A 22,304-nucleotide genomic window follows, 5' to 3' on the forward strand; every position below is an offset into this window, starting at 1 on the left:
GGTTAATCTTACCGGTGGCACGCCAAACGAAAATGCCCACTTCATATATTTGGCTGCCGCCATCTTCGGCGTTGTGGAAGGAGTGGTTACCGGATTATTCGCGGGTTGTCGTACATTACCACCCGGTTCCTGCCTTGACGTTTGCCGCTGTAAAGCATCTGATCAGCTCGCGTGATCAGCGTCTCGAGATCAACGTCCTGGGTGTGCGCTATCGCTATGCCGATCGTAACGCTTGGGCATAGTTTTTCCATTCCTTTTTGTAATGGCAGATCTGCGACCTGTTTTCTAAGTCGTTCTGCCACCATTTGCGCGTCTTCAGGACTGATATTAGGAAGGGCCACCACAAATTCTTCCCCTCCGAAGCGCCCTATCTCATCCGTAGGGCGCAGAGATTGAACACAGACCTCGGCAATCTTGGTCAAAATCCAATCCCCATGGCGATGGCCCCATGTGTCGTTGATGACTTTGAAGTGGTCCACATCAATCATGAAAAAGCCGAACGGCACCTTTTCCAGTTGTGAGTGCTGCAATAGTTTTTCGGCCAAATTCATGAAATGACCGCGGTTATTTAATCCTGTCAGAGCATCCCGCTCTGCCACTTCGCGCAGCTGCGTTTCCAGTGATTTTCGGCGAACGATTTCCTCATGCAACTGCTGATTCTGACCACGTTCTTCGTGAAGCAACGCAAATTGCTTACGTTGTAGGCTCTCAATACGCAGCAATGCACAGAACCCCACCACGTTGGCCATAATCAACAGCAGCGCTATGCGAAGCATTGTCATTGGGCCAAGCGCCGCAAACAGCACTGCAAAGACCAAAAACCCAATATTCAAATAGAGGCTGGCAAGCGCCGCTACCGTCAGCAGGTTGGGAATCAAAAGATAAAAAGCCATCGTGGCTACCACTACCGCTGTTACCTGAGTGGGAAGGCTCTCGGGGCGTAATGGCACAATCAAAATGATACCCGTCGCCAGTAGCCATAGCGGCAAAGCATGCAACCAGACTTTTCTCGAATAGCCGCCCCAACGCCCGATAATGAAGGCCAGCATAAGGCAGAAGCTCACCACCCCGATACGCATAGCGAGCAGCAAATAAAACTCTCTGGTGATGCCCAGAAGGTAGTAATCCGAAATGGCAAACATGCCGAAGATCAACGCGGCCACAATCAAGTAAAGGCAGGATTCAAACCGCACCCTCGACTCAATGGACTGGCGATACATTGACTCACTGCCACCGCCACAGAACTGACCGGTCAACCAATGCACCTGGTAGTGCGTTTTTAATGACGACAAGGTCCCATACTCCCCGAGTAAAACGGCGATTTTTCTAGAATTTAGCCAGCGAAGCTGACTTCACCGATCGTTAGCTGAGGTAATATCGCATGCCCCACAGCTTAATGTTTTTTTATCGATCCTGAATACTGTTGGTGAGGCACTTATTGCTTGAACTCATGCTTTCTAATGAGCCAGTGTTAAACATTCTCGGCATGACACAGCGATATGCCCTAACGAGGGAAACTGAATGTTCACATTGCTCAATGATATTTCGCTTCTGGCCGCGTTTGCCCTCTTCGGTTTTTGCGCAGTTGTCATTGGTATCGTGGGTACCCGACTCACTCGAGTGGTTGATAGCCTCGCTAATCGCACTGGCTTAGGTGAAGCGATTGCGGGAGCTGTTTTGCTTGGAATGGCTACCTCGCTATCAGGCATTGTGGTATCGGTTTCTTCTGCCTGGACTGATAAACCCGAACTGGCAATGAGTAATGCGCTAGGCGGTATCGCCGTCCAGACGCTATTTTTAACGATCGCCGACATGGTATATCGACGTGCCAATCTCGAACACGCGGCAGCCTCTCTTGGTAACCTGATTCAGGGGGCATTACTTTTGTGCCTTCTCAGCCTGTTGCTGGTGGGGCGTTTCGCGCCTGAGTGGACTTTCTGGCAGATACATCCGATCACACCGTTATTATTTATTGCTTACCTATTTGGTCTAAGGCTGATTAAAAATGCTCACACACGGCCGATGTGGTCCCCGACAAGAACCCGCGAGACGCGTGAGGACCAGCCCGATGAGCCGTCTGGAAAAATTACGCTCAAGCGGCTATGGCTCTTTTTCCTGGGTCTCGCGCTTGCAATAGGCTTCACCGGCTGGTTGCTGGAACGTAGCGCGACGATTATTGCTGCCGAAACAGGGCTTAGCCAAGCCGCCGTCGGTGTCCTGCTCACATCAGTCGTCACATCGTTACCCGAGCTTGTAACGACGATTGCAGCGGTGCGACGGGGAGCGCTAACGCTCGCAGTGGCTGGGATTATCGGTGGTAATGCGTTTGATACATTGTTTGCCGCCGCATCAGATGTAGCTTATCGGGGCGGCTCCATTTATCACGTCATCCCCAATCATGTGATGTTATGGGTTGCCCTTACGGTATTGATGACGGGGGTGCTCATGTTGGGCCTTCTGCATCGACAAGAGCAAGGGCCGGGCCGTATTGGATTTGAAAGCATGGCAATAATCGGCCTTTATTTGACGGGAATCATCATACTATTCAACTAGCGGTGCGAAAGAGATCATCCCCGCGAAACTACCGTTTAGAACGCACTAGCCCTACTGGGTGGCCGACATTCGCTCCCGTTCATGCCAACACCTCCCGGGCATTGATCAACGTCAGTCGCCCGGTTTGGAAAGCGCCGGTGTCGATATAGAACACATTACCCAACCACGTCGGTCGCTCGATGATCGTATGCCCGACCACCACCGCATTGATGCCAGTCACCGGCGTTTTGTCCATACGCTTGATACGGGAACGCCCCCACACGATTTGTTCTTTTTCGGCAGGGCCTGCATCTTCAATCATTGACCAGTCAGCGGGCGACTCCGCGTGAACGATGCCTATCTGCTGCCCCATCACCTCCACCTGGCGTGCATAGGGCAGATACTTCAACGCCTTGAGGAGTAGTCGGTGCACTTCGGTCCGGTTCTCTTTGTTCGCCCAAGTACCGCCGTTGATCATCCAAAGACTTTCAGCGTTTCCACCCCTTTCTAGAGCCTCCAATGCCAGCATTTCGTGATTGCCGCGCACGCCGAAAAACCAAGGCTCGAAGGGTAGCGATAGACACTTCAATGAATCAGCGCCGCGGTCTATCAAGTCACCCACGCAAAACAGGCGATCCTTGGTCTTATCAAAATCAACCTGCGCCATGGACTCCAGCAGCAAGTCGTATTGCCCATGGATATCGCTGACAATGAAGTCCCTACCCGTCATGTTCTGGTCGTGCTTTTGAATCAAGCTCATGGTGATAGCTCCTGGTCGCGACAGGGTGCTAAAGGAAGCCAAAGGATGGTAGGTGGACCACCCACTCGGAAGCAGTCAGGTCTTTAGCGGCATCCAAAACATAACGCTGCGGTGCGCAGACGTCATTCTATTGGGCCTAAGGCCACTTGAATGAGCTTCTCAAGATGATCTGGTCACGTATCGACGTTGATAACGCCCCATCTCACCTGAAAGGTGAAAACAACAAGAGCGCCAAGCGCCGACGGAGGTTGCTAAACAACCGTAGACACGATCTGGACACAGTAAAGGACCTGTGCATTTAGTAGAAGGGGTATTGAACAAGAAACGAAGGGACTAGAAACGCAAAAAAGCCCCGTAAAAACGGGGCTTTAATATAGAGGTGGCGGAGGGACAGGCCGCCGCTTCCACACTTAATCCAGTTTCACCGCATATCATATCCGCCCTTTCATCCCCGCCATTGCTGGTTTTCTTGTGTTATCTAAGTTCATCGCCTATCATCCAATTACTTCCCTTATGTGGGGTAAGAAGTTGGAGGATATGAGATGCCCAAGAAAGCCCGAGAGTTATCTGCCGCCGAGGTAAGGCGCCTCACTGACCCAGGACTGTACGCCGTGGGTGGTGTGGCCGGCCTGCAACTACAGGTGACAAAGACCGGTGGCCGTTCGTGGGTTTTCCGCATCAAGGTAGGCGACCGCCGCCGGGACATTGGCCTGGGTGGCTTCCCTGACGTTCCACTGGCAGATGCCAGAGCGAAGGCTCGAGCCCTGCGTGACCAAGTTATTGCTGGAATCGACCCGGTAGAAGAAAAGCGCACCGCCCGCCTCGCCCTGAGAGCACAAACAAATCGCCTCACCTTTGACGAAGCGAAAGAGAAGTTTCTAGCCCTCAAGCGCCATGAGTTCAAGAACGCCAAGCATGCCGCTCAATGGGAAAGCACGTTAGCCACTTACGCTTCACCGATCATCGGCACTAAGCGCGTGGACGAGATCACCCTGGCTGATATCGAGGAACTGCTGACCCGAGACAACCTATGGTTGGCAAAGACCGAGACGGCCAAGCGTTTGCGCGGACGCGTCGAGAAGGTACTGGATTGGGCCACCGCTGGTGGGCACCGTACCGGCGATAATCCTGCCCGTTGGCGTGGCAATCTGGACGCCCGCCTGCCCAACCCCAACAAGGTGGCCACGAAGGGTCACCATTCCGCCCTGCCAATTGACGAAATGCCGCGATTTATGAGCCATCTTACTGAGATGGACGGCAATGGCGCCCGCTGCCTGGAGTTCACCATCCTGACCGCGACGCGCTCCAGCGAGGCCAAGGGCGCCAGGTGGAGCGAGATCGACCTGCAGGCGCGTTTGTGGACGATACCGGCCAGCCGCATGAAAGCAGGCAAAGAGCATCGCGTACCGCTCTCACGGTCTGCCCTGTCGCTATTAAAGGCCCTGCCGAAACATGAAGGCACTGAACTGGTATTCCCCTCTGCCCAGGGCAAGCTGCTTTCTGAAAACACCCTGACAGCCGTTGTTAAGCGGATGGATGGAGCAATGCCCGAGGGGCAAGGTTATCGAGATCCAAATACAGGCGGAATTGTCACCGCTCACGGCTTCCGCTCAACGTTCAGAGATTGGGCTGGCGAGCGCACTGCCTACCCTGGCGATATCTGCGAGATGGCGCTGGCCCATACGATCAAGAACAAGGCTGAGGCGGCTTACCGTCGCGGCGATCTGCTGGAGAAACGACGCCGGCTGATGAAGGACTGGGCGCAATTCTGCGCCGAGGGCGCCACACAAGCGAGCGTGACGCCAATACGGGCCCACGAGGGCTAACAAGGTGGCCCCAGGGTGCTGATACACCCCAAGGCCTACACATCGGCAACTACTGAGGAGAAGCCGACATGCAACAACATCCTATCACTATCGAAGATCAATTCGACTGTATTGACGCCATTGACCGGCACGCCCGGCAGGCGCACGGAATCGCCCAGATTCTTATGTCTCACTACTCCGAAGAGGGCCACGAAATACTGTCTGATGACATCATGACAAGCCTTTTCGAGAACATTTCCAACCATATGCACATGATTCAGAGCATTACCCCCACTTTGGAAGATCCCTGCTTTCGTCAAAAAATGATGCAGGCTTACGACGCCTTGCGCGCCGAAAATCAGGAGGTGAGCAAATGAGCCTATTCAAGATCACGTTCGCCCGCACCGGCCAAGAAACTTCTATTGAAGCAACCGACTGGCGTGACGCTGCACGCCAAGCTGGTCGAGATGATGCCTGCTTAGTCGAACGAATCGGCGATCGTGCCTACGAAGCCACGTTCGACCCCGACTCACCCACAGCTATCACCTGCCGAGTTCGCCGCGGCACTGATGAAGATGCTTTCCGGTTTGCTTTGGATAGCGTGATTCACGCGGTTGACGGTGAGGCAAGAGGGAGGGCGCGAATTGCGTCGGCCTGATCTATGTTGGGCTGTTGATGGGAAACGGGGCCAGGCGATGCTTGAGCCCTGTTTTTAAAGGAATTGCGGCGGAGTATATATCCGCCATGGGGGGGATGATGCTTGACGAGTTAATGAGGATCCAGGCAGACCTAGACAGCGTTATTGACAGGCTTGAAGAGCTAACCAGTAAAAAAGAAGATGAAGCTAGGGAGTATATCGGTGCATCGCTTTACGCATATGCAATGCGCAGAGGCACAGTCAATAACTGTGGCATTGAATATGATCTGTCATTAGCGATGACTCTTCCTGGCATGACGGAATTTGGCAGGGACGGAGTTTATGATGCTTTTCTGTATGGAGACGCTCCCGATTACCGCGAATATGTGGAGTATGAATCTAGAAGGCTAAGGGCTCGTGTGGAGAATAAGACATTTGATATACAGGGGGCGACGGCGCCCAACTCTCCTGATGAACCTACCTCTGAGCAGAAAGACAAGGCTGACTTTATGTGGGCCTTGCGTTCGATATTGAAAGCAAGTGATTACGATGTGCCGCCTCCGAAAAAATCAATCGGGCTAGTTTATTGGCCGGTGCTAAGATATTTGCAGCGTTACGACAAATATATAGGTGAGTTCTGGACCAAGAAGCGGTTCGAGCATCCAACAAAAACCTTAGATCGAACACACCCCAGACGTTGGATGGCGGCTCTTATGGTCGGCCAGTTTCGGCTGGACGATCCCAGCAAAAACCCAGCAAGCAAGGGATCACCTAACAGTGTCTACGGGAAAGTCGCCGAAAAGCTCGGCATGAGCGAATCCAGCGTTGAGCGTGCGTATGTTGAGCTTCGTGATGATGTTGAAAGTGCGCTTCGACCCGACTGATTAAACCAGACCTCAGAAAGTGATAATTCTTGAGGTCGGCCCCACCTAACTACCACGCCATAGTCTGCCTTGAACCCATACGCAACAAGGTAGGCCACGGTGAACCACTATATAGACGTAAAGCAACTCGCTAAGCGCTACCAAACCAGCGTTCCGACTATTTGGCGCTGGGCACGTGAAGGCGATTTCCCTAAGCCAGTCAAATTAAGTGCCTGCTGCACTCGCTGGCGCCTCGGTGATATTGAAGCGTGGGAAGCCTCCCGCCAAGAGGAGGCATAGTCATGTCTTCCGCAACCAACATCATCCCCTTCGAGTATCAGGGCCAGTCCGTTCGGTTCAGCACTGATGGCTGGATCAACGCGACCGAAGCGGCGCGGCGCTTTGGGAAGCGCCCGGTAGATTGGCTCAAGCAGGAAGAAACCCAGGAGTACATCAGGACGCTGGCTGAGGCGATGGGAATGACCAAAGTGACTCAGAATCACTTTGGCCTGGTACGGACAAGTAGAGGCGGTAAGGCGCCGGGCACCTGGCTGCATCCCAAGTTGGGAGTTCGATTTGCCCAATGGCTCGATATGCGCTTTTCTGTCTGGTGTGACGCGCAGATCGACAACCTTATTCACGGCGACCAAGACGATTGGCAGCATCTCCGCGATTCCGCGGCCATCGGTTATCAGGGTATGTGTGACGCACTCAACCTGACCCGCCAGGCCCAGGGCAAGCAGTCCGCTCCCCACCACTTCATCAACGAAGCTCGCCTGATCAACGGTGTGCTCTATGGCGAGTTCAAGGGACGTGACCGCACAGACATGGACCGGACCGAGCTACGCCTGATCGGCATGCTCGAGCAGCGAAATACCTTCCTGCTGGGCCAGGGGCTGGACTACCAGCAACGGAAGCAGGCCCTTACCGAGTACGTCGATGAGCACTTGAGGCCGCGCCTCTCAGGGGGTGCTGCATGAGTATCAGCAAAGAAAATCCCGGCCGTGGGGGCGACCGGGACACTTCCAAAACACTGTCGAAAATTGATCCTACCACCCACGCCGGCAAAGTCCTAGCGGCGCTTCGTGAAAAGCCCATGAGCAACATAGAGCTGATATGGGAGCTGGACATTGCGCACCCGCCCGCAGCCGTGAGGGATCTTCGTCGGGCCAGTATCAGCATCGTGACCCAAGAACACCCACACCCGAGAAAGCCAGGCGAGAAGATCAAACGTTATCACCTCATGAGCATCGGGTGACCGTATGGGAAAAGGGAAAAGCCTGCCCTTCGATAAGAAGGGCGGCGTCGTGGCCATACAGCGCCGCCTGCTGACTTCTAACGCTTACATAGGGCTATCGCCGCAGGCAAAGGCGCTAATGCACCTGATGCACGTCCATTGGAGCGCTAACCATCCGGTTGGCTATGGCGTACGTGAGGCTGAGCAGAAGATTCCCTGTTCTCGCCGGTTGGCAATGCGTGCTTTCAAAGAGCTTGAGGCTGCCGGCTTCATCGTTCTGGTGGAAGACAGCCTGTTCTGTTCGCGCACTCAGTCAAAGACGCGCACCTGGCGCCTAACTTGGATGCCGTGCTGGAGGAACCGGCCACCAAGCAACGACTGGGAAGAACAGCGCCGTGCGTAAAATTTCTACCGGTGCATATTCGATACCGCTGACTAGGCCACAGGTAGCGTTTATGCACCATAGGAAGGGATTTAGGCACCTACAGGTAGCGTTTTTGATACCCGTGGAGGGTTTTTCCAGCTTCTACAGGTGTCGTTTCTGCACCACTCCTACATTAGCCACCTACTACCGCCACCCACACCTACCCCAAAGTGGAGTTCTCGGCATGGATAACGTAATCGAGTTCAAAAAACCCAAGCAGATGAGCGAACCACAGATGGACAGCAGTACCCATTGGCAGCTTCTAGAGCTGATGACGGAGCTGGCAGAACTGCGCGACAAGACTGGAGACACGCAGCTTGAGGGGATCGTCCAGAAAATGGGGCTGATCATTGCCAGGCATGAACCCCGGCAATGACCTGCGTGACGGTAATCTGACGGTAATCTCTTCCCGCGGCGATGCAGGCATTGAGTCCTGACTTCAGATAATGGACCAAATAGCAGCACCCAAATTAGACAGAATTGTTCTTATCGCCAACTTCGAACCCGGACATAGATCCGGTTTTTTGTGCCTGCCGCGCTTCGTTTTTAAAAGTGACTCAGGATCACTTTGGTCTGGTCGGTCAGCTTGACCGTGCAGGTGTGGCCGAAATGACCACGCCTACAAGTGACGCTGGCTCACAACCTAAATGTGGGAAAAAATCACAATTAGAAGTGGGGAAATCCCTCTTCGCCACGCAAACTATTGAAAGTTAGCCATTACCGCAGGCTTCCGCGTTTCAAACGCGATTATGCCAAGCATCTGCCTTCAGAAAAGGCCGGGATTTCGGCTTTCACTTCCTCCATTTCAAATGGAAGAAGCCCCGGCGTTAGCCAGGTGCCTTGCTGCGAACCGCCCTTTTGCGTGTGCACGAACCCGTTACCAGTTTTTCTGGTATCGACTGATAAGTGGCGGACAACTATTCCGTATTTTTCTCCAGTTCCATGCCGTTTCATAGCGTTCCACTGTGTTCTATCCAACATATTACCCCACATAAACTGTGGGTAAATCCTCTGTTTTCTGCTATTACTGTTCATGTATCCACGCTGGACGTATAGCCATGGAAAAGCAATTAGGCCGCCCCAAGGGCCGCCGAAATTTAAACCCAAGTGAGACAGCCGTACGCAGTTACACGCGCCTTCTGCAGGATCGTGCAGATGAGGGTGACGTGCAGGCTGCTGGCTGGCTGTTATTCCTCTCTGAGCAGCGGCAAGCCGCCCAGAAAGCACACACCACAACAGATGAACGGGGTTGTCATGACTGACCACGCTACCAACCTCTACGGCGAAGAACCGCCGAAGCCTGCCCCAGCTTCCACGACCAATGACAACACTCCCAATGACCTCGCGTCACGGATGTATGGCGAAGCGCAGACCCAGCCCCAGAAAGACAGCAAGCCGCCTACCAAGACAGACGACGAGGCGCGTGCCGAGCGGCTCTACCAGGAGAAGGAGGAACCGCGGGGAAACCCTTACGCACTGGATCAGGAAGATCGGACTAACGACCTGTACGGCGGAACCAGGGCTACTCCATCCGAGACGCCATCGAGTGCGCGAAGATACGGCTCTACTGAGGAGAACCCCCGTGCCACGCATCCCACGCATTAGCGATCAACGGGCCAAGACGCAGGGGCTGCCCAGCACCTCGTTCAGCAACGTCAATCCGTCTACGCCCCGGGGCAGCTTTGGCCCTGACCTGTCCGGCGCTGCCAATCAAATTACCGACATGGCGCTCAAGGCGCGCGACCGCGCCGATACGGCTCAGGTGATGGAAGCCGACAGCGCGTTAACCGAGTTCGAGAACAACGCGCTTTATGACCCTGAGGCGGGCGCGCTCAACCAACGCGGCAAGAATGCCTTTGATGTCCCCGAGCGGGTAATGAAGGATTTCGATACCCGTGCGACAGAAATACGAAGCAACCTGAGCGATCGCCAAGTTCAGGCCTTCGATAAGCTGACAGCCCAACGCCGCCAGCAAATGGATCTTGCTTTACAGCGCCATGTGTCCAACGAGATCAACACCTACGAGCAGCAGCAGGCCGAGAGCCTGATTGCAGGCAGTCAGGTCACCGCGGCCAACTACTACAACAACCCCGAGCGCATAGGCATCGAGCTACGTCGCCAGCGTGGCGCCATCATGGCCCGCTCTTCCGACATGGGATGGAGTCCGGAAAAGGTTCGTTTAGAGATCAATAAAGCTGAGAGCGCGACACACGGCGCCGTGATCGACCGAATGGCTGCCAACGACCCGGCCGAGGCTATCCGCTATTACGCGAAGCACGGCCCCGAGATGACACCTCAGGACCGTGTCGCTTATGACAAGGTGATTCAGACCACCCGGGAACGCGATGCCGCTGCCCGCATCGTGGACAGCCTGACGGCCGGTCAGGGTGAAGGGGCGGATGGTGTCTGGACGCGGATGGTCCAGCAGGAAAGCGGTGGGCAGCAATTTGGACGCGACGGACAGCCGCTGACCTCTAGCAGGGGTGCCATTGGCATCGCACAAGTGATGCCGGGGACTGCCTCGGAAGCCGCACGAATGGCCGGGCTCGAATGGGACGAGGATCGGTACCGCAACGATCCCGAGTATAACCTGGCTCTGGGTCGCGCCTACTTCGATGCCCAGGTGGAGAAGTATGGCGACCCGGCGTTGGCAGCTGCCGCCTACAACGCTGGACCGGGACGCGTGGATGCCTGGCTAAGAGAGAACGGCGACCCCAGGGCAGACGGCGTCAGCCATGAGGAATGGATTGCCCGCATCCCCATCGAGGAAACTCGTGGGTATGTGCGCAACGTGACACGTGGCGCCCGAGCCGAGACACTGCAGCGCTCCGAACAAATGGCCGTACTCAATAGCTACCCCAGCGGCGTTCGTGAAGCCGCCACCGAAGGGCTTGAAGCGGTATGGAAACAACAAGACCAGCAGCTTTCCGAGCTCTACGAGGCGGTAAAACTTGAGGTTGAGAACGGCACGAGGTTTCACCGACTGCCCTCTCGAGCGCTTGACCGGCTGAACGCCGACCAGATCAAAGCGCTGAAAGCACGATCCCGCGAATTGGTGACCAGCGAGCCGACAATGGATTGGGATCGCTGGACCGAAATTACCATGATGGACCGCGACGACCTGGCCGCCATTGAAGACCCCTATACCGCCCTGCGCCCTCATCTCGATGACAGCCACTACGAAAAGGCGGTGCAGCTCATCAACGACGCCAAAGGGATCAGGGGCGAGGTCGAGACCAGTTCAACTCTTTCCTTTACGCAGCGCGTCAGAGCGGCCGCTGAACAGGCTGAGATGATCCCCGCTGGCGAGAGCCCCAAAGGCGACGGCGCCCGGACCTATTCCCGGTTCCAGACCGAGGCTGCGGGCCGCATCGAGTCCGCCGAGCGGCAAGCAGGTCGCAAGCTAACCGGCAACGAGCAGCAGGAAGTAATTGACAGCATGCTGATCGAGTCCTTCCGCCTCGACCGATTCGGGCCGGATCCACAGCGCTACCTTTGGGATATGAGCGAGGAAGAACGCGAGAGTGCCTACGTACCCGCTGATGAAGTCCCAGGCAATGAGGCTGAAGAGATTCGTAACAGGATGCTGAGTAACGGAGTAATGCCGACACCCGAGGCCATTGCAGAGGCCTGGCAGGCAACGCTACTCGGCGATATAGAGCAGCTTGAAACCATCCTCAAGGGGCAATCATCATGAGCAGGGTTGAGCAGCTTTTCCAGGAAAAGCAGCGCGTGCAGGACGATATGTTATCAGATGGCATTACCCGCGTCGGTAGCCTACTGAAGCAGTCCGATGGACGCCTGACTACCACGCTAAAAAACGCCCGGGGCGCAAATCCTGACCAAGCGGCCGAAGTGTTCCAGCTGCAGGGCAAAACTGGGCTACCTCCCGACCTCATTAAGCGGAACATAGAGATGGTGCGGGGAGCGGCGCAGGAAAAGGATTTTGACGCCCGCCAATTCCGTCAGGAATTCCCGCGAATGGCCGGCTTGCTGGATGACCCCCAGAACGCTGAGATGGCCCACGACGACCTTGAAGCCCTGGGGCTGATCGAACATAGCCTGCGAGGCCGACAGCAGCGCTACGAGGAAGATACCACCCTGGCCGAGCGGCTATGGAACAGCGCCCGCTCTGGCGCCCTCAGCTTCCGGCAGTCGATGGCAGGCCTTCCCTTGGTTGACATGATCGAGCGCGGCGCACAGGCAAGTCAGACCGGCGACTTCCAGGCCGCAACCGACCCGATTACTGGCATGCCGATTCCGGCCAGCCAGGTGACGGTCGGCGAGAACCAGCAGCGACAGCTGGCTGAGGGTGCTGAGGCCATGGGTGACGCGGCATCGGTTGAGTTTGCCAGTCGGATAGCCCCTTTGCAGCAACGCCTGGAAGGTATTGAGCAGCGCCCGGCGACACAGGCAATGATGCAGGCAGGCAATTGGGGTGAGGTCTTCGACGCCTTCACAATGGACCCACTTGGCATCATGGCCGATATCGGCATCACCTCCCAGGTGCAGCAGCTCCCCGCTCTGGCCCTGATGATGGCCACCCGCAACCCCGGCGTGGCGATGGTCTCCAGCGGTGCCAACCAGTACGCCCTCGAAGCCGGTGGGGGAATCATCCAGTACCTTAACCGCCAAGGAGTAGACGCAAGCGACCCGACCCAGGTAGTAACGGCACTGAGTGACGATGAGACTGCCACCCGCGCCGTGGAGTACGCCGAGCAGCGTGGCGCCGTCATGGGTGCAGCAGGAGCGGCAGCGGGCGCCTTGGCCCCGCGTATGCTGGCGCCTGGTACCGGGCAGACGGCTACTCGGGAAGCAGTCAATGTTTTTGCAGCCCAGCCGCTCGCTCAGGGCACGCTGGGCGCGGGTGCCGAAGGCTTTCTGCAACTGACCCAGGAGGGCGAGATCGCCCCGGGCGAGTTGTTCGCCGAGTTCATTGGGGAGTTCTCAGGAGCACCGATCGAGGCCGGAACCTTCACCGCTGACCGCCTTCTGTCCCGCCGCACCCCCAAGCCTGTCGAGGACGCCGCCAAGGTGCGCGGCGCGATGGAGTCAGGCCAAACCCTTGAGGCTTTGGGCCAAGCCGCCCGCGAATCAAAGCTGCGAGGCAGAAGCCCCGACAAATTCCGTCAGTTCGTTGCACGGATGCAGGAAGGCACTGGCATTGAGTCCCTGCAGGTTCCCGTCGAACGGTGGAACGAGTTGTTTCAGGGTGCCGACCGGGATCCCGCCCAGATGGCCGAGCAGGTCACTGGCAGCCCCCAGGCCTACCGTGAGGCCATGGCCACCGGTGGCGACTTATCCCTTCCCTTGGCCGAGTACGCCACCACCATCGCACCCACAGACTTCCATCAGGAGCTGATGCAAGATATTCGGATGCGTCCGGAGGACATGACCCGCCGCGAGGCGGAAGATTGGATGAGCAGCGCCCAGGAGAACGTCGAGCGCTACGTCGACGACCTTGCAGGACGTTCAGACGACCCGAGTGCGGCGGTCTATGAGGATGTCTATGGTCAACTTCTCGCCGCTGGCCGTGATCGCGCCACGGCGACCCAAGAAGCCCGCCTCACACAAGCCGTATGGCGAACCCTTGGCGAGCGTACCGGCATGGACCCCGCCGAGCTGTTCGGCCAGTTCAATATCAACGTGACCCGCCCATTGCCCGAGGTGTTGCGCAGCGCTGGCGGCGACTTCGATGCCCAGGTGGATCCGTTGCTTGATCGCCTCAGGGCCGGTGACATTTCCGCACAGACCGATGCCCTGGGGCCGTCTCTGCTGGACTTCCTACGGGAGCGCGGCGTGAGGGACGATGGCGGCGAACTGGCCGCGCGTGATGTCGATGCCAACCGCAAGGCCTTTCAGCGGGCCATCCTGCGCGATGACGGCCTGACACCCGACGATGCCGCTCAGGCGGCCGCCGAGGCCGGGTACCTCCGTGGCTTTGATCGCGACACGGTAACCCCTGACGCGCTTACAGAAGCGGTAGGCCGTGAGCTTCGGGACGGCCCGGTCTTCTCCGACCTCAATGCTGACGAGCAGTTGGAAGGAACACGGCGCACCCTTGAGGAGTTGAGTGACTACCTCCAGCAGATTGGGGCCGACCTCAACGCCATGGACAACGAGAGCGTCAAGGCCCTGCTGCGTGGTGACGACCGGCCACAGGCCGAGGATGGTGAGCAGACGACCACGCTTGACCAGCGCGGCCCCCGCGCCCGCATCACCTTCCCCCAAAGCCGCCGCTTCTTCAACATCGAATTCCTGGAAGGCGCCAACCTGAGCTCGTTTCTCCATGAGTCCGGGCATCTCTATCTTGAGGTTCTGCGAGAGCTTGCGCAGCGCGACGACGCCCCCGAGCAGATCCGCCAGGACTATCAGCGCTTGCTCGACTGGTTTGGCGTCGATGACGCGGACAGTATTGGCACAGACCAGCATGAACAATTCGCCCGAGGCTTTGAGGCTTACTTGCTTGAGGGCAATGCCCCGTCTGCCGAGTTGCGCAGCGTGTTCGCTCGTTTTCGCGCCTGGCTGGTCGCCATCTATCGCAGTGTGCGCAATCTCGACGTTGACCTGACCGACGAGGTCCGCGGCGTCATGGATCGTTTGGTGGCCACCGATCAGGAGATCACCGAAGCGAGAGAGGAGGCAGGCTATCGCCCACTCTTCGAGGATGCCCAGGCGGCCGGCATGACCCCCGATGAGTACGAGCGCTACCGCCAAAGCGCCGAACAGGCCAAGGTTGCCGCCGAGGATGAGCTGACCCGGCGCGTGATGCGCGAGCAACAGCGCGAGTCACAAGCCTGGTGGAAGGAGTCCCGCGAGCAAGTCCGCGAGGAAGTCGCCAACGAGGTAAACCAGCGGCGTGAATACGTCGCCCTGAGTGTCCTCCAGCGCGGCACCCTGCCTGATGGCTCCCCTCTTCCCGATGGAACGTCGGCCTTCAAGATCAACAAAAGGAGCCTCATTGATGCGGGCTATGGTGAGTCCCTAAGCCGCCTCCCCCGCCCTTACGTGTATAGCCGCGAGGGTGGCGTCCCGCTGGATATGGCTGCTGATATGTTGGGCTATCGATCCGGAAACGAATTGTTCGAAGCCTTGGCCAATGCCAGGCCCCGGGCCAAACTCATCGAAGCCGAGACAGACTCCAGGATGCGTGAGCGCCACGGCGACATGCTTAACGATGGATCAATGGCGGATGCTGCCCTGGAAGCTGTGCACAACGACCAACGGGCCGACGTCATGCAGCGCGAGCTGCGCGCCCTGGCCAGCCGCTCCCGTCGCCGTGCCACGCCAATGTCGGCCATTCGCGAAGCTGCCCAGCGCATCATCGCCGGAAAGGCTGTCCGCGATATCAAACCGGGCCTCTACCTGCGTGCTGAGCAGAAGGCAGGCCGGGACGCTTTCAACGCTGTGGCCGAGAACAACTACGATCAGGCCATCGAGGCGAAGCAGCGGCAGTTGTTGAACCATGAACTGTACCGCGAAGCCCGCCAGGCCAAAGAGATGAGCGAACAGGCCTACCGCGAAGCCCGCCGCTTCACCACGCGCACCCGGCAGGAACGGCTAGGCAAAGCCGGTCCAAGCTACCGCGAGCAAGTCAATGGCATTCTGGAGCGCTACGAGTTTCGCCGTGTGACACGCCAGGCCCAAGGCCGCCGCGAGTCCCTGGCCAACTTCCTGAATGGCATCCTACCCGATGACGGGCTGGCCAATACCGCCTTAACTGATCAGCAACTTGCCGACAAGGCGATGGAAAAGGCCACCGACAGCCAGCGTTTTACGATCACTGCCGATATGGTCAACGAGGCGCGCCGCGTGAACTGGCAGCAGCTTACGGTCGAAGAGCTTTCAGGCGTGCGCGACATGCTGCGGCTGATCTGGCGCCAGGCCACGCTCAAGGATGAACTGCTCAAGAACCAGCGGACGCGATCCCTCGAGGAGGCCCGGGACGCCATCGTGACCACGGTGAACGAGAACACCCGCACCGACATAAAGGCCAGCCCCGCTAACCCAACACCGGGTGAGCGCGCTTCCGAAGGCTTTAGTAACTACTTGGCCGAGCATCGCAAACTCTCCAGCCTAGTTCGGCAGATGGATGGTGGGCAGGATGCCGGAACGGTCTGGGATCTTATTATGCGACCCCTTAACGAGGCCGGCGACACAGAGTCGCTGCGCATCCGCAAAGAGGGTGAAGCGCTGGGTAAGCTGTTCCGCAAGCACTACAGCGACAAGGAGCTTCGGGAGATGACCCCGCGGCTAAACCGTAACCGCACCTTTTACCCAGAAGTGAATATGCGGCTTGGCAAGTTTGACGTGGTCACCATGGCGCTGAACTGGGGCAACGAGGTAAACCGCTCCCGTGTTATGGACGGCTTTAGCCTGGCCAACCAGCAGGTCACGTCACTGTTCAACCGGGTGATGACTCGCAAGGATTGGGAATTTGTTCAGGAGGTGTGGGATTACCTCGATACCTTCTGGTCAGAAATTGCGGGCATGAATGAGCGCATTTACGGTATTCCCCCGGAGCGGGTCGAGCCAAGTAGTGTGGTCACCCCCTTTGGAGAGTATCGCGGCGGTTATTTCCCCATTCGCTACAGCAAACGCCTGAGCACTCGCGCTCGCGAACAGGGGCTGGTCAACCAGTCTCGAGCCAACAGCGGCAGCGCCCGAGTATCGAACCGCATACAGGCCGGCTTCACGCAGTCCCGCCAGGCCAAGGTCGAGCGACAACTGGATCTGGATGGGCTGATGGTAATCCAGGATCACGTCAGCGAAGTGATCCACGAGATCACTCACACTGAAACGATCCTCGACGTGGGCCGCATCATGAAAGAGCGCGACGTCGCGGAGATCATTGAGCGGCGCCTGGGACGTGACATCTACCGGCAGATGATCGACCGGCTGGCGGATATCAAATTCGGCCCGGAGCGGGCACGCACAGCCATGGAGCGCACCATGCTGTATTTCCGGTCTGGTACATCGGTCGCCTTCCTTGGCTTTAACGTTGGCACCATGCTTCTCCAGCCCCTGGGGGTGACCAACTCTATTGCCCGCCTGGCGGTGAGAGCCGGTTACTCAGCCATGCTCAAAGGGTACACCGAGTACCTGAGCAGCCCCGTCGCTACCACCCGCCTGGCCATGCAGAAATCCGAGATGATGCGCACCCGGACGATGCAACAGAACCGGGAGATGAACGAGATACGCAACACCATCGAGCGGAAGACCACCCAGAAGAAGATCGCCGAGTCCTCAATGATTCCGATGGCGGCCGTGCAGCTGGTCGCGGTGGACATACCGACCTGGATCACTACCTACCGAAAGGCTATGAGCATGAGCGATGACGAAGGCACCGCCATAGCGGTAGCCGATCAAGCCGTACTCGACGCCCAGGGCGGGGGCGCAGTGAAAGACCTTGCCGGCGTACAAACCGGCTCGGCCTGGAAGAAACTGTTTTCCATGTTCATGAGCTATATGGTCACGACCTGGAACCTCAGCGCCGAGTCATTCCGCCGTACTGACTTCCGGTCGCCTGCCGAGGTGATGAAATTTGGCGCCGACATGCTTCTGCTCATGGTCGTCCCCGCAGTGGGTAGCGTGTTCCTCGACGGCCTGCGCAACGGATGGGACGACGACGAGGAATTCGAGGAGCGCTATCTCAAGGAGCAGGTATCGTTCGTGATGGGCATGTTCCTTGGGGTTCGAGACGTGTCCGGGCTGGTGACCGGATACCGCTACTCCGGCCCTGCCGGAACCAGCATATTCGGCGAGACCGTGAGCCTGGGGCAGCAGGTTGGCCAAGGCGAGATGGATCAGGCCCTGTTCAATGCCACTGCCGACACCCTGGGCATCACTCTTCACCTGCCAAGCGGACAGATAAAGCGCACCACAGATGGGGCCTGGAGCATCTACGAAGGAAACCCAGACAACGCCGGCGAAGCGGCCAAAATGCTTATTTTCGGCGATCGCGATAATTAGGAGTCATCATGCTCAAGAGCAAGAAACAGGAAGCCTTCGCGCAACATTACGCGCTTCATGGCAAGCCGTCCGAGGCCTACCGCCACGCCTTCGAGGCCGGGCGCATGAAAGCTGACACTATCGCTGTGAAGGCGTCCGAACTCCTCAAGGATGGAAACATCGCGCAGCGGGTTCGACAGTTGCAGAAAGTCATTGCCGAGAAAGCCCAGGAAACCTTCAACGTTGACGCAGCCTATTTGCTCAAACGGCTGGTGGAGATCGACCAAATGGACGTGGCCGACATCCTTAATGATGATGGATCCGTAAAGGCGGTGAATGACTGGCCTCAAGTGTGGCGCACTTACATCAGCAGCATGGACTTGGCCGAGGTGTGGGAAGGTTCTGGTAATGATCGCCAGGTGGTCGGCGTGATGAAGAAACTCAAATGGCCTGACAAGCTCAAGAACCTGCAGATGCTGGGCCGCCATGTCGATGTGCAGGCCTTTAAGGACAAGGTCGAGCACGACCTGGGTGAAACCTTCGTTGATAAGATCCACGCCGCTCGCGAGCGGGTGAGAGCAGCACAGGAAGGAGGCAATAAGTCATGACAGAACACAACAAAGACGGCTTTTCTGAGGGGTTTAAGAACCTACGCCGCCTTGATCGAGAGATTGAAGCGGGGGACGGCAGCCCTGAGAAGCGACAGCAACGGCGTGACACGGCTCACGACCTCGCCGCGCGCATCAGTGCTGGCAAGGCCCAGGCTCGGGCTGCCATTGCAGCAAAGAAAAAGGGAAAGTGATCACGCTTACTTTGGAATACAAAGCATAAAAAAACCCGCCTTGATACCATTTTTGGTATGTTGGGCGGGTTGTTGGGCAACCTGAGAAAACGTCTCTAAGTTGCTGATAAATATATAATATTGGCGGAGGGACAGGGATTCGAACCCTGGAAAGGCTATTAACCTTTGCCGGTTTTCAAGACCGGTGCATTCAACCGCTCTGCCATCCCTCCGGCTTACGGATGCATATACTACCAGCTTTTCCTTGGAAGTCAACGCCTTTAGTACAACCTTAGCCCGACACGGGTGATTTTTCCGCCTTGCATATCGCTGACAACCCAATGGATGCCATGCCAGTCCACATCGTCACCTACCACAGGGTGACCGCCTACGCGGAGCGATACAAACTCGGCCAGGGTCATGTCCTTCTCACCTGGGCTCAAGGTCAGACCATAAGCCTGGGCAATATCTTGCATTTGGGCGCTGCCATCCAGGGTAAAGGTACCGAAAAAGGCACGCTCCCTTTTTAACTTTGAATCACCGTTAAACAGACGGTTGAGCGCATTCAGGTCTTCCGAACGGCCGATTACGCAAATTACATCGCCCAGCTTGAGTCGGGTGCTGCCTTTCGGGTGCAGCATGGCATGTTCACGGAATAGCGCCGAGATAAGTGCACCGGAGGGAAAGCGCAGAAGACGGATGGGCACGTCTTCAAGGTCTTTGTTGTCAACTGAGTAGACGAACATCTCGTAGTCGTTTTCCGGCAATATACCCAGCGGACCGCGTCGATCAGGCGTGGTACCCGTCGGCACCTCCACCTTTAGCCAGCGAGCCATGATAGTCAGTGAGCCACCCTGGATCAGAAGCGACATAAGCACCACCGCGAAGGCCACATTGAAGTAGAGCGAGGCGTTTTCCACACCGTCGATCAAGGGGAAAATGGCCAGCACGATCGGCACCGCGCCGCGCAGACCCACCCAGGCAATAAACCACGTTTCCCGCCAGCGAAACTTGAAAAACGGTTTGATGGTAATCAACACGGCCAGCGGGCGGGCAATGAAAATCAGGGCCAGCGCTACCAAGGCGGCGGGAAGCGCGACGTCCCAGAGCTCGCTGGGCGTTACCAGAAGCCCCAACACCAGGAAAAGACCGATTTGACTCAACCACGCCAGGCCATCGTGAACGGGCAGGATAAAGTTGAGATGGCGGCCCGGCTGATTGCCGATCATCAAGCCCGCCAGGTAGATCGCCAAGAAGCCACTGCCGCCGAGTACACTGGTGAGGCCAAAGACGCTGAAGCCCAGGGCAAGCGCTAGCATGGCGTAGAGGCCCGGGGCCAGGTCCAGCCAGCGCAACAGCTTGGCACTCAGCCAGCCGCCGCCAAGTCCCACCACCAGGCCAATACCGAATTGGGTAATAAAAAACAGCAGTGTCTCAACGGGACCGCCGATATCACCAACCAACAATTCGACCAACATCAAGGTCAGGAAAATCGCCATCGGGTCGTTGGTACCCGATTCGATTTCAAGCGTGGCCCCTACCCGCTCATTGAGGTTGACACCTCGTCCGCTTAGCATTGAAAACACCGCGGCGGCGTCGGTGGAGCCTACAATGGCACCCACCAGCAACCCCTCGGCGAGCGATAGATCAAACACCAGCATGGCGATGCCACCGACAATGGCACTGGTGATAAAGACCCCGAAGGTGGCAAGTGAAAGCGCCGGCTTGAAGCCGACGCGGAAAGTTTTCAGGCGTGTGCGCAGGCCGCCATCCAGTAGAATCATCGCCAGCGCTAAATGGCCGATGGTGAACGCCATGTAATAGTCATCGAACTGGAGCCCTAACAGTCCTTCTTCACCGGCGACCATCCCTAGCGCAAGGAAGATCAGGAGCAGGGGAACCCCCATCATCGAGGAAAGACGACTCGCCAGAATACTGAGCGCCATCAAGGAACCGCCGACCAAGAAAAACGTGTAGATTGCGTCCATGACTCTCCGTCTCTTCTCTAAGCACGCTGATTATCGCATGCCAGCGTTGAATTTACTGCGCCTCATGGACTGACAAGGCGTAATTGAAGGCTGGTCAGATGCTTAGCGTGCCAGATACACTTTGCTTTCTGTTACTGGGAGTGATTGATGATGCTGACCCGTTTGTGTCGCACTTGGTATGTTTTGCTGTCTATAAAGGTTGTTTTATTATTCGTAAGTTCAATGACATACGCAAATGAGTCGGATGCTCAGAAGACGAACAGTGACAGCCAGCTCGAACTTAACAGCAGCGTCGAGGTTCCCCCCGCCTGGTGGACGCCCAATGCCGAACCAGAGGAGCCCCAACAGGAGGCGCCTACCAACGCCGTCACCCCAGCGCCTCCCCTTGAGCCACCGCCCCTTGAACAGGTCAGCATCATGCTGGACTGGTTTTTGAGCCCGAAGCACGCAGGGCTCATCGTGGCTCAGCAACGTGGCTTGTTTACCGCCCAGGGCATGAAGGTTGAGCTCCAGACACCGGCAGACCCAAGCGTCGGACTGAAGCTGTTAGCGGCCGATGAAATCGATTTTGCCTTAAGTCGCCAGCCTTCACTGCATCTCTACGTGCATGATGGAGCTCCTATCGTACGTATCGCCACGCTGATCGAAACACCGCTAACCGCAGTGGTCGTGGCAGGTGAGATTGAAGATCCCATCAAGGATAAACTTGCAAGGATGCGCTACGGCTACACAAGCCGCGAAGGTCTTGATCTGTTCATCCCTTATTTGATTCCCAAGGCACTCACCCAGGCTGGCAATGTCGCGCCTCCGGTTAATCTGCATTTTGACATTCGCCGTGCTTTCGCTGAGGAGCAGGTCGATGCGGTCATCGATGCGCCCTTTCATTCATTACCTGAACAACTGGCGAATGAAGGCATCAATACGCAGGTTATACGCCACAGTGCCCTGGATATTCCGCGCTACGACGGCTTGATACTGTTGGCCAACCGAGACGGTACCGCCCGTCGTGCCAAGACCTGGTCTCACATTGTCAGGGCCATTGAAGACGCGCATTACTGGATATTGGAAAACCCCGATGCCGCCTGGGAGTTACTGATCAGTGCCGAACCGGTGCTTGATAACCCCATTAATGCAGCAAATTGGCAAGACCTCCTCAGGCGTATCGCGTTGTCACCTGGTGCGGTGGATAACCGCCGCTATCAGGCCTTTGAACAATTTCTTTTACAGCAAGGCCTCAGCGATGAGCTTTTGCCAGTGTCACGCCTGGCCATCGATCCCCATACCCTCTAGTCGGGGGCTGTTAATCACCGACCAAACGGCAAACGC

The 22,304-nt window shown here is 57.0% G+C and carries 18 protein-coding genes and 1 tRNA gene; 15 read left to right on the forward strand and 4 right to left on the reverse strand.

Going from position 1 to position 22,304, the window contains the following annotated elements; all coding sequences use genetic code 11:
- Positions 1-86 precede the first annotated feature (86 nt).
- Positions 87-1,292, reverse strand: coding sequence for a GGDEF domain-containing protein (locus R3F64_RS03170; RefSeq protein ID WP_332609698.1), 1,206 nt, complete (start codon positions 1,290-1,292; stop codon positions 87-89).
- A gap of 229 nt (positions 1,293-1,521) precedes the next feature.
- Here R3F64_RS03170 and R3F64_RS03175 point away from each other — a divergent pair, with 229 nt between their 5' ends.
- Positions 1,522-2,553: a sodium:calcium antiporter gene (locus tag R3F64_RS03175; RefSeq protein WP_332609699.1), complete on the forward strand. Its 1,032-nt coding sequence runs from the start codon at positions 1,522-1,524 to the stop codon at positions 2,551-2,553.
- Positions 2,554-2,632: 79 nt separating this feature from the next.
- Here R3F64_RS03175 and R3F64_RS03180 read toward each other — a convergent pair whose 3' ends face one another.
- Positions 2,633-3,292: a metallophosphoesterase gene (locus R3F64_RS03180; protein ID WP_332609701.1), complete on the reverse strand. Its 660-nt coding sequence runs from the start codon at positions 3,290-3,292 to the stop codon at positions 2,633-2,635.
- A gap of 542 nt (positions 3,293-3,834) precedes the next feature.
- Here R3F64_RS03180 and R3F64_RS03185 point away from each other — a divergent pair.
- The 13 genes from R3F64_RS03185 (at position 3,835) to R3F64_RS03245 (ending at position 19,011) form a co-directional block, all read left to right on the forward strand.
- Positions 3,835-5,118, forward strand: coding sequence for a tyrosine-type recombinase/integrase (locus tag R3F64_RS03185; protein ID WP_332609703.1), 1,284 nt, complete (start codon positions 3,835-3,837; stop codon positions 5,116-5,118).
- A 68-nt stretch (positions 5,119-5,186) separates the two neighbouring features.
- Positions 5,187-5,474 carry a hypothetical protein gene (locus R3F64_RS03190; protein WP_332609704.1) on the forward strand — a complete coding sequence of 96 codons (288 nt, stop codon included), beginning with the start codon at positions 5,187-5,189 and terminating at the stop codon, positions 5,472-5,474.
- Complete coding sequence (locus R3F64_RS03195; protein WP_332609706.1) at positions 5,471-5,755, forward strand: hypothetical protein; 285 nt, start codon at positions 5,471-5,473, stop codon at positions 5,753-5,755. The genes R3F64_RS03190 and R3F64_RS03195 overlap by 4 nt, the downstream gene beginning before the upstream one ends.
- A 41-nt stretch (positions 5,756-5,796) precedes the next feature.
- Positions 5,797-6,618, forward strand: coding sequence for a hypothetical protein (locus R3F64_RS03200; RefSeq protein ID WP_332609708.1), 822 nt, complete (start codon positions 5,797-5,799; stop codon positions 6,616-6,618).
- 99 nt (positions 6,619-6,717) lie between these two features.
- Positions 6,718-6,897: a helix-turn-helix transcriptional regulator gene (locus tag R3F64_RS03205; RefSeq protein WP_332609710.1), complete on the forward strand. Its 180-nt coding sequence runs from the start codon at positions 6,718-6,720 to the stop codon at positions 6,895-6,897.
- Positions 6,898-6,899: 2 nt separating this feature from the next.
- The gene (locus R3F64_RS03210) at positions 6,900-7,577 is read left to right on the forward strand and encodes a KilA-N domain-containing protein (RefSeq protein WP_332609712.1); all 678 of its coding nucleotides are present in this window, start codon (positions 6,900-6,902) and stop codon (positions 7,575-7,577) included.
- Positions 7,574-7,855, forward strand: coding sequence for a helix-turn-helix domain-containing protein (locus tag R3F64_RS03215; protein ID WP_332609714.1), 282 nt, complete (start codon positions 7,574-7,576; stop codon positions 7,853-7,855). Before R3F64_RS03210 ends, R3F64_RS03215 begins: the two co-directional genes overlap by 4 nt.
- Positions 7,856-7,859: 4 nt before the next feature.
- Positions 7,860-8,237, forward strand: a complete 378-nt coding sequence (locus R3F64_RS03220) for a hypothetical protein (protein ID WP_332609716.1) — start codon at positions 7,860-7,862, stop codon at positions 8,235-8,237.
- Positions 8,238-8,442: 205 nt separating this feature from the next.
- Entirely contained in the window at positions 8,443-8,634 is a 192-nt protein-coding gene (locus R3F64_RS03225; protein WP_332609718.1) for a hypothetical protein, read from the forward strand.
- Between the two features lie 1,206 nt (positions 8,635-9,840).
- A complete protein-coding gene (locus R3F64_RS03230) occupies positions 9,841-11,955 on the forward strand; it encodes a transglycosylase SLT domain-containing protein (RefSeq protein WP_332609720.1) in 2,115 nt (704 codons plus the stop codon).
- Complete coding sequence (locus R3F64_RS03235) at positions 11,952-18,230, forward strand: hypothetical protein (protein ID WP_332609721.1); 6,279 nt, start codon at positions 11,952-11,954, stop codon at positions 18,228-18,230. Before R3F64_RS03230 ends, R3F64_RS03235 begins: the two co-directional genes overlap by 4 nt.
- An 8-nt stretch (positions 18,231-18,238) precedes the next feature.
- Positions 18,239-18,817 carry a terminase small subunit gene (locus tag R3F64_RS03240; RefSeq protein ID WP_332609723.1) on the forward strand — a complete coding sequence of 193 codons (579 nt, stop codon included), beginning with the start codon at positions 18,239-18,241 and terminating at the stop codon, positions 18,815-18,817.
- The gene (locus R3F64_RS03245; protein WP_332609725.1) at positions 18,814-19,011 is read left to right on the forward strand and encodes a hypothetical protein; all 198 of its coding nucleotides are present in this window, start codon (positions 18,814-18,816) and stop codon (positions 19,009-19,011) included. The genes R3F64_RS03240 and R3F64_RS03245 overlap by 4 nt, the downstream gene beginning before the upstream one ends.
- 121 nt (positions 19,012-19,132) lie before the next feature.
- Here R3F64_RS03245 and R3F64_RS03250 read toward each other — a convergent pair.
- Positions 19,133-19,223 (reverse strand) — tRNA-Ser (locus tag R3F64_RS03250).
- Between the two features lie 48 nt (positions 19,224-19,271).
- Positions 19,272-20,978 carry a potassium/proton antiporter gene (locus R3F64_RS03255; protein WP_332609727.1) on the reverse strand — a complete coding sequence of 569 codons (1,707 nt, stop codon included), beginning with the start codon at positions 20,976-20,978 and terminating at the stop codon, positions 19,272-19,274.
- Positions 20,979-21,200: 222 nt separating this feature from the next.
- Here R3F64_RS03255 and R3F64_RS03260 point away from each other — a divergent pair, with 222 nt between their 5' ends.
- A complete protein-coding gene (locus R3F64_RS03260) occupies positions 21,201-22,268 on the forward strand; it encodes an ABC transporter substrate-binding protein (RefSeq protein ID WP_332609729.1) in 1,068 nt (355 codons plus the stop codon).
- The last annotated feature ends 36 nt before the right edge of the window (positions 22,269-22,304 follow it).

Source organism: Halomonas sp. 5021 (assembly GCF_036663435.1).
Lineage (GTDB): Bacteria > Pseudomonadota > Gammaproteobacteria > Pseudomonadales > Halomonadaceae > Vreelandella > Vreelandella janggokensis.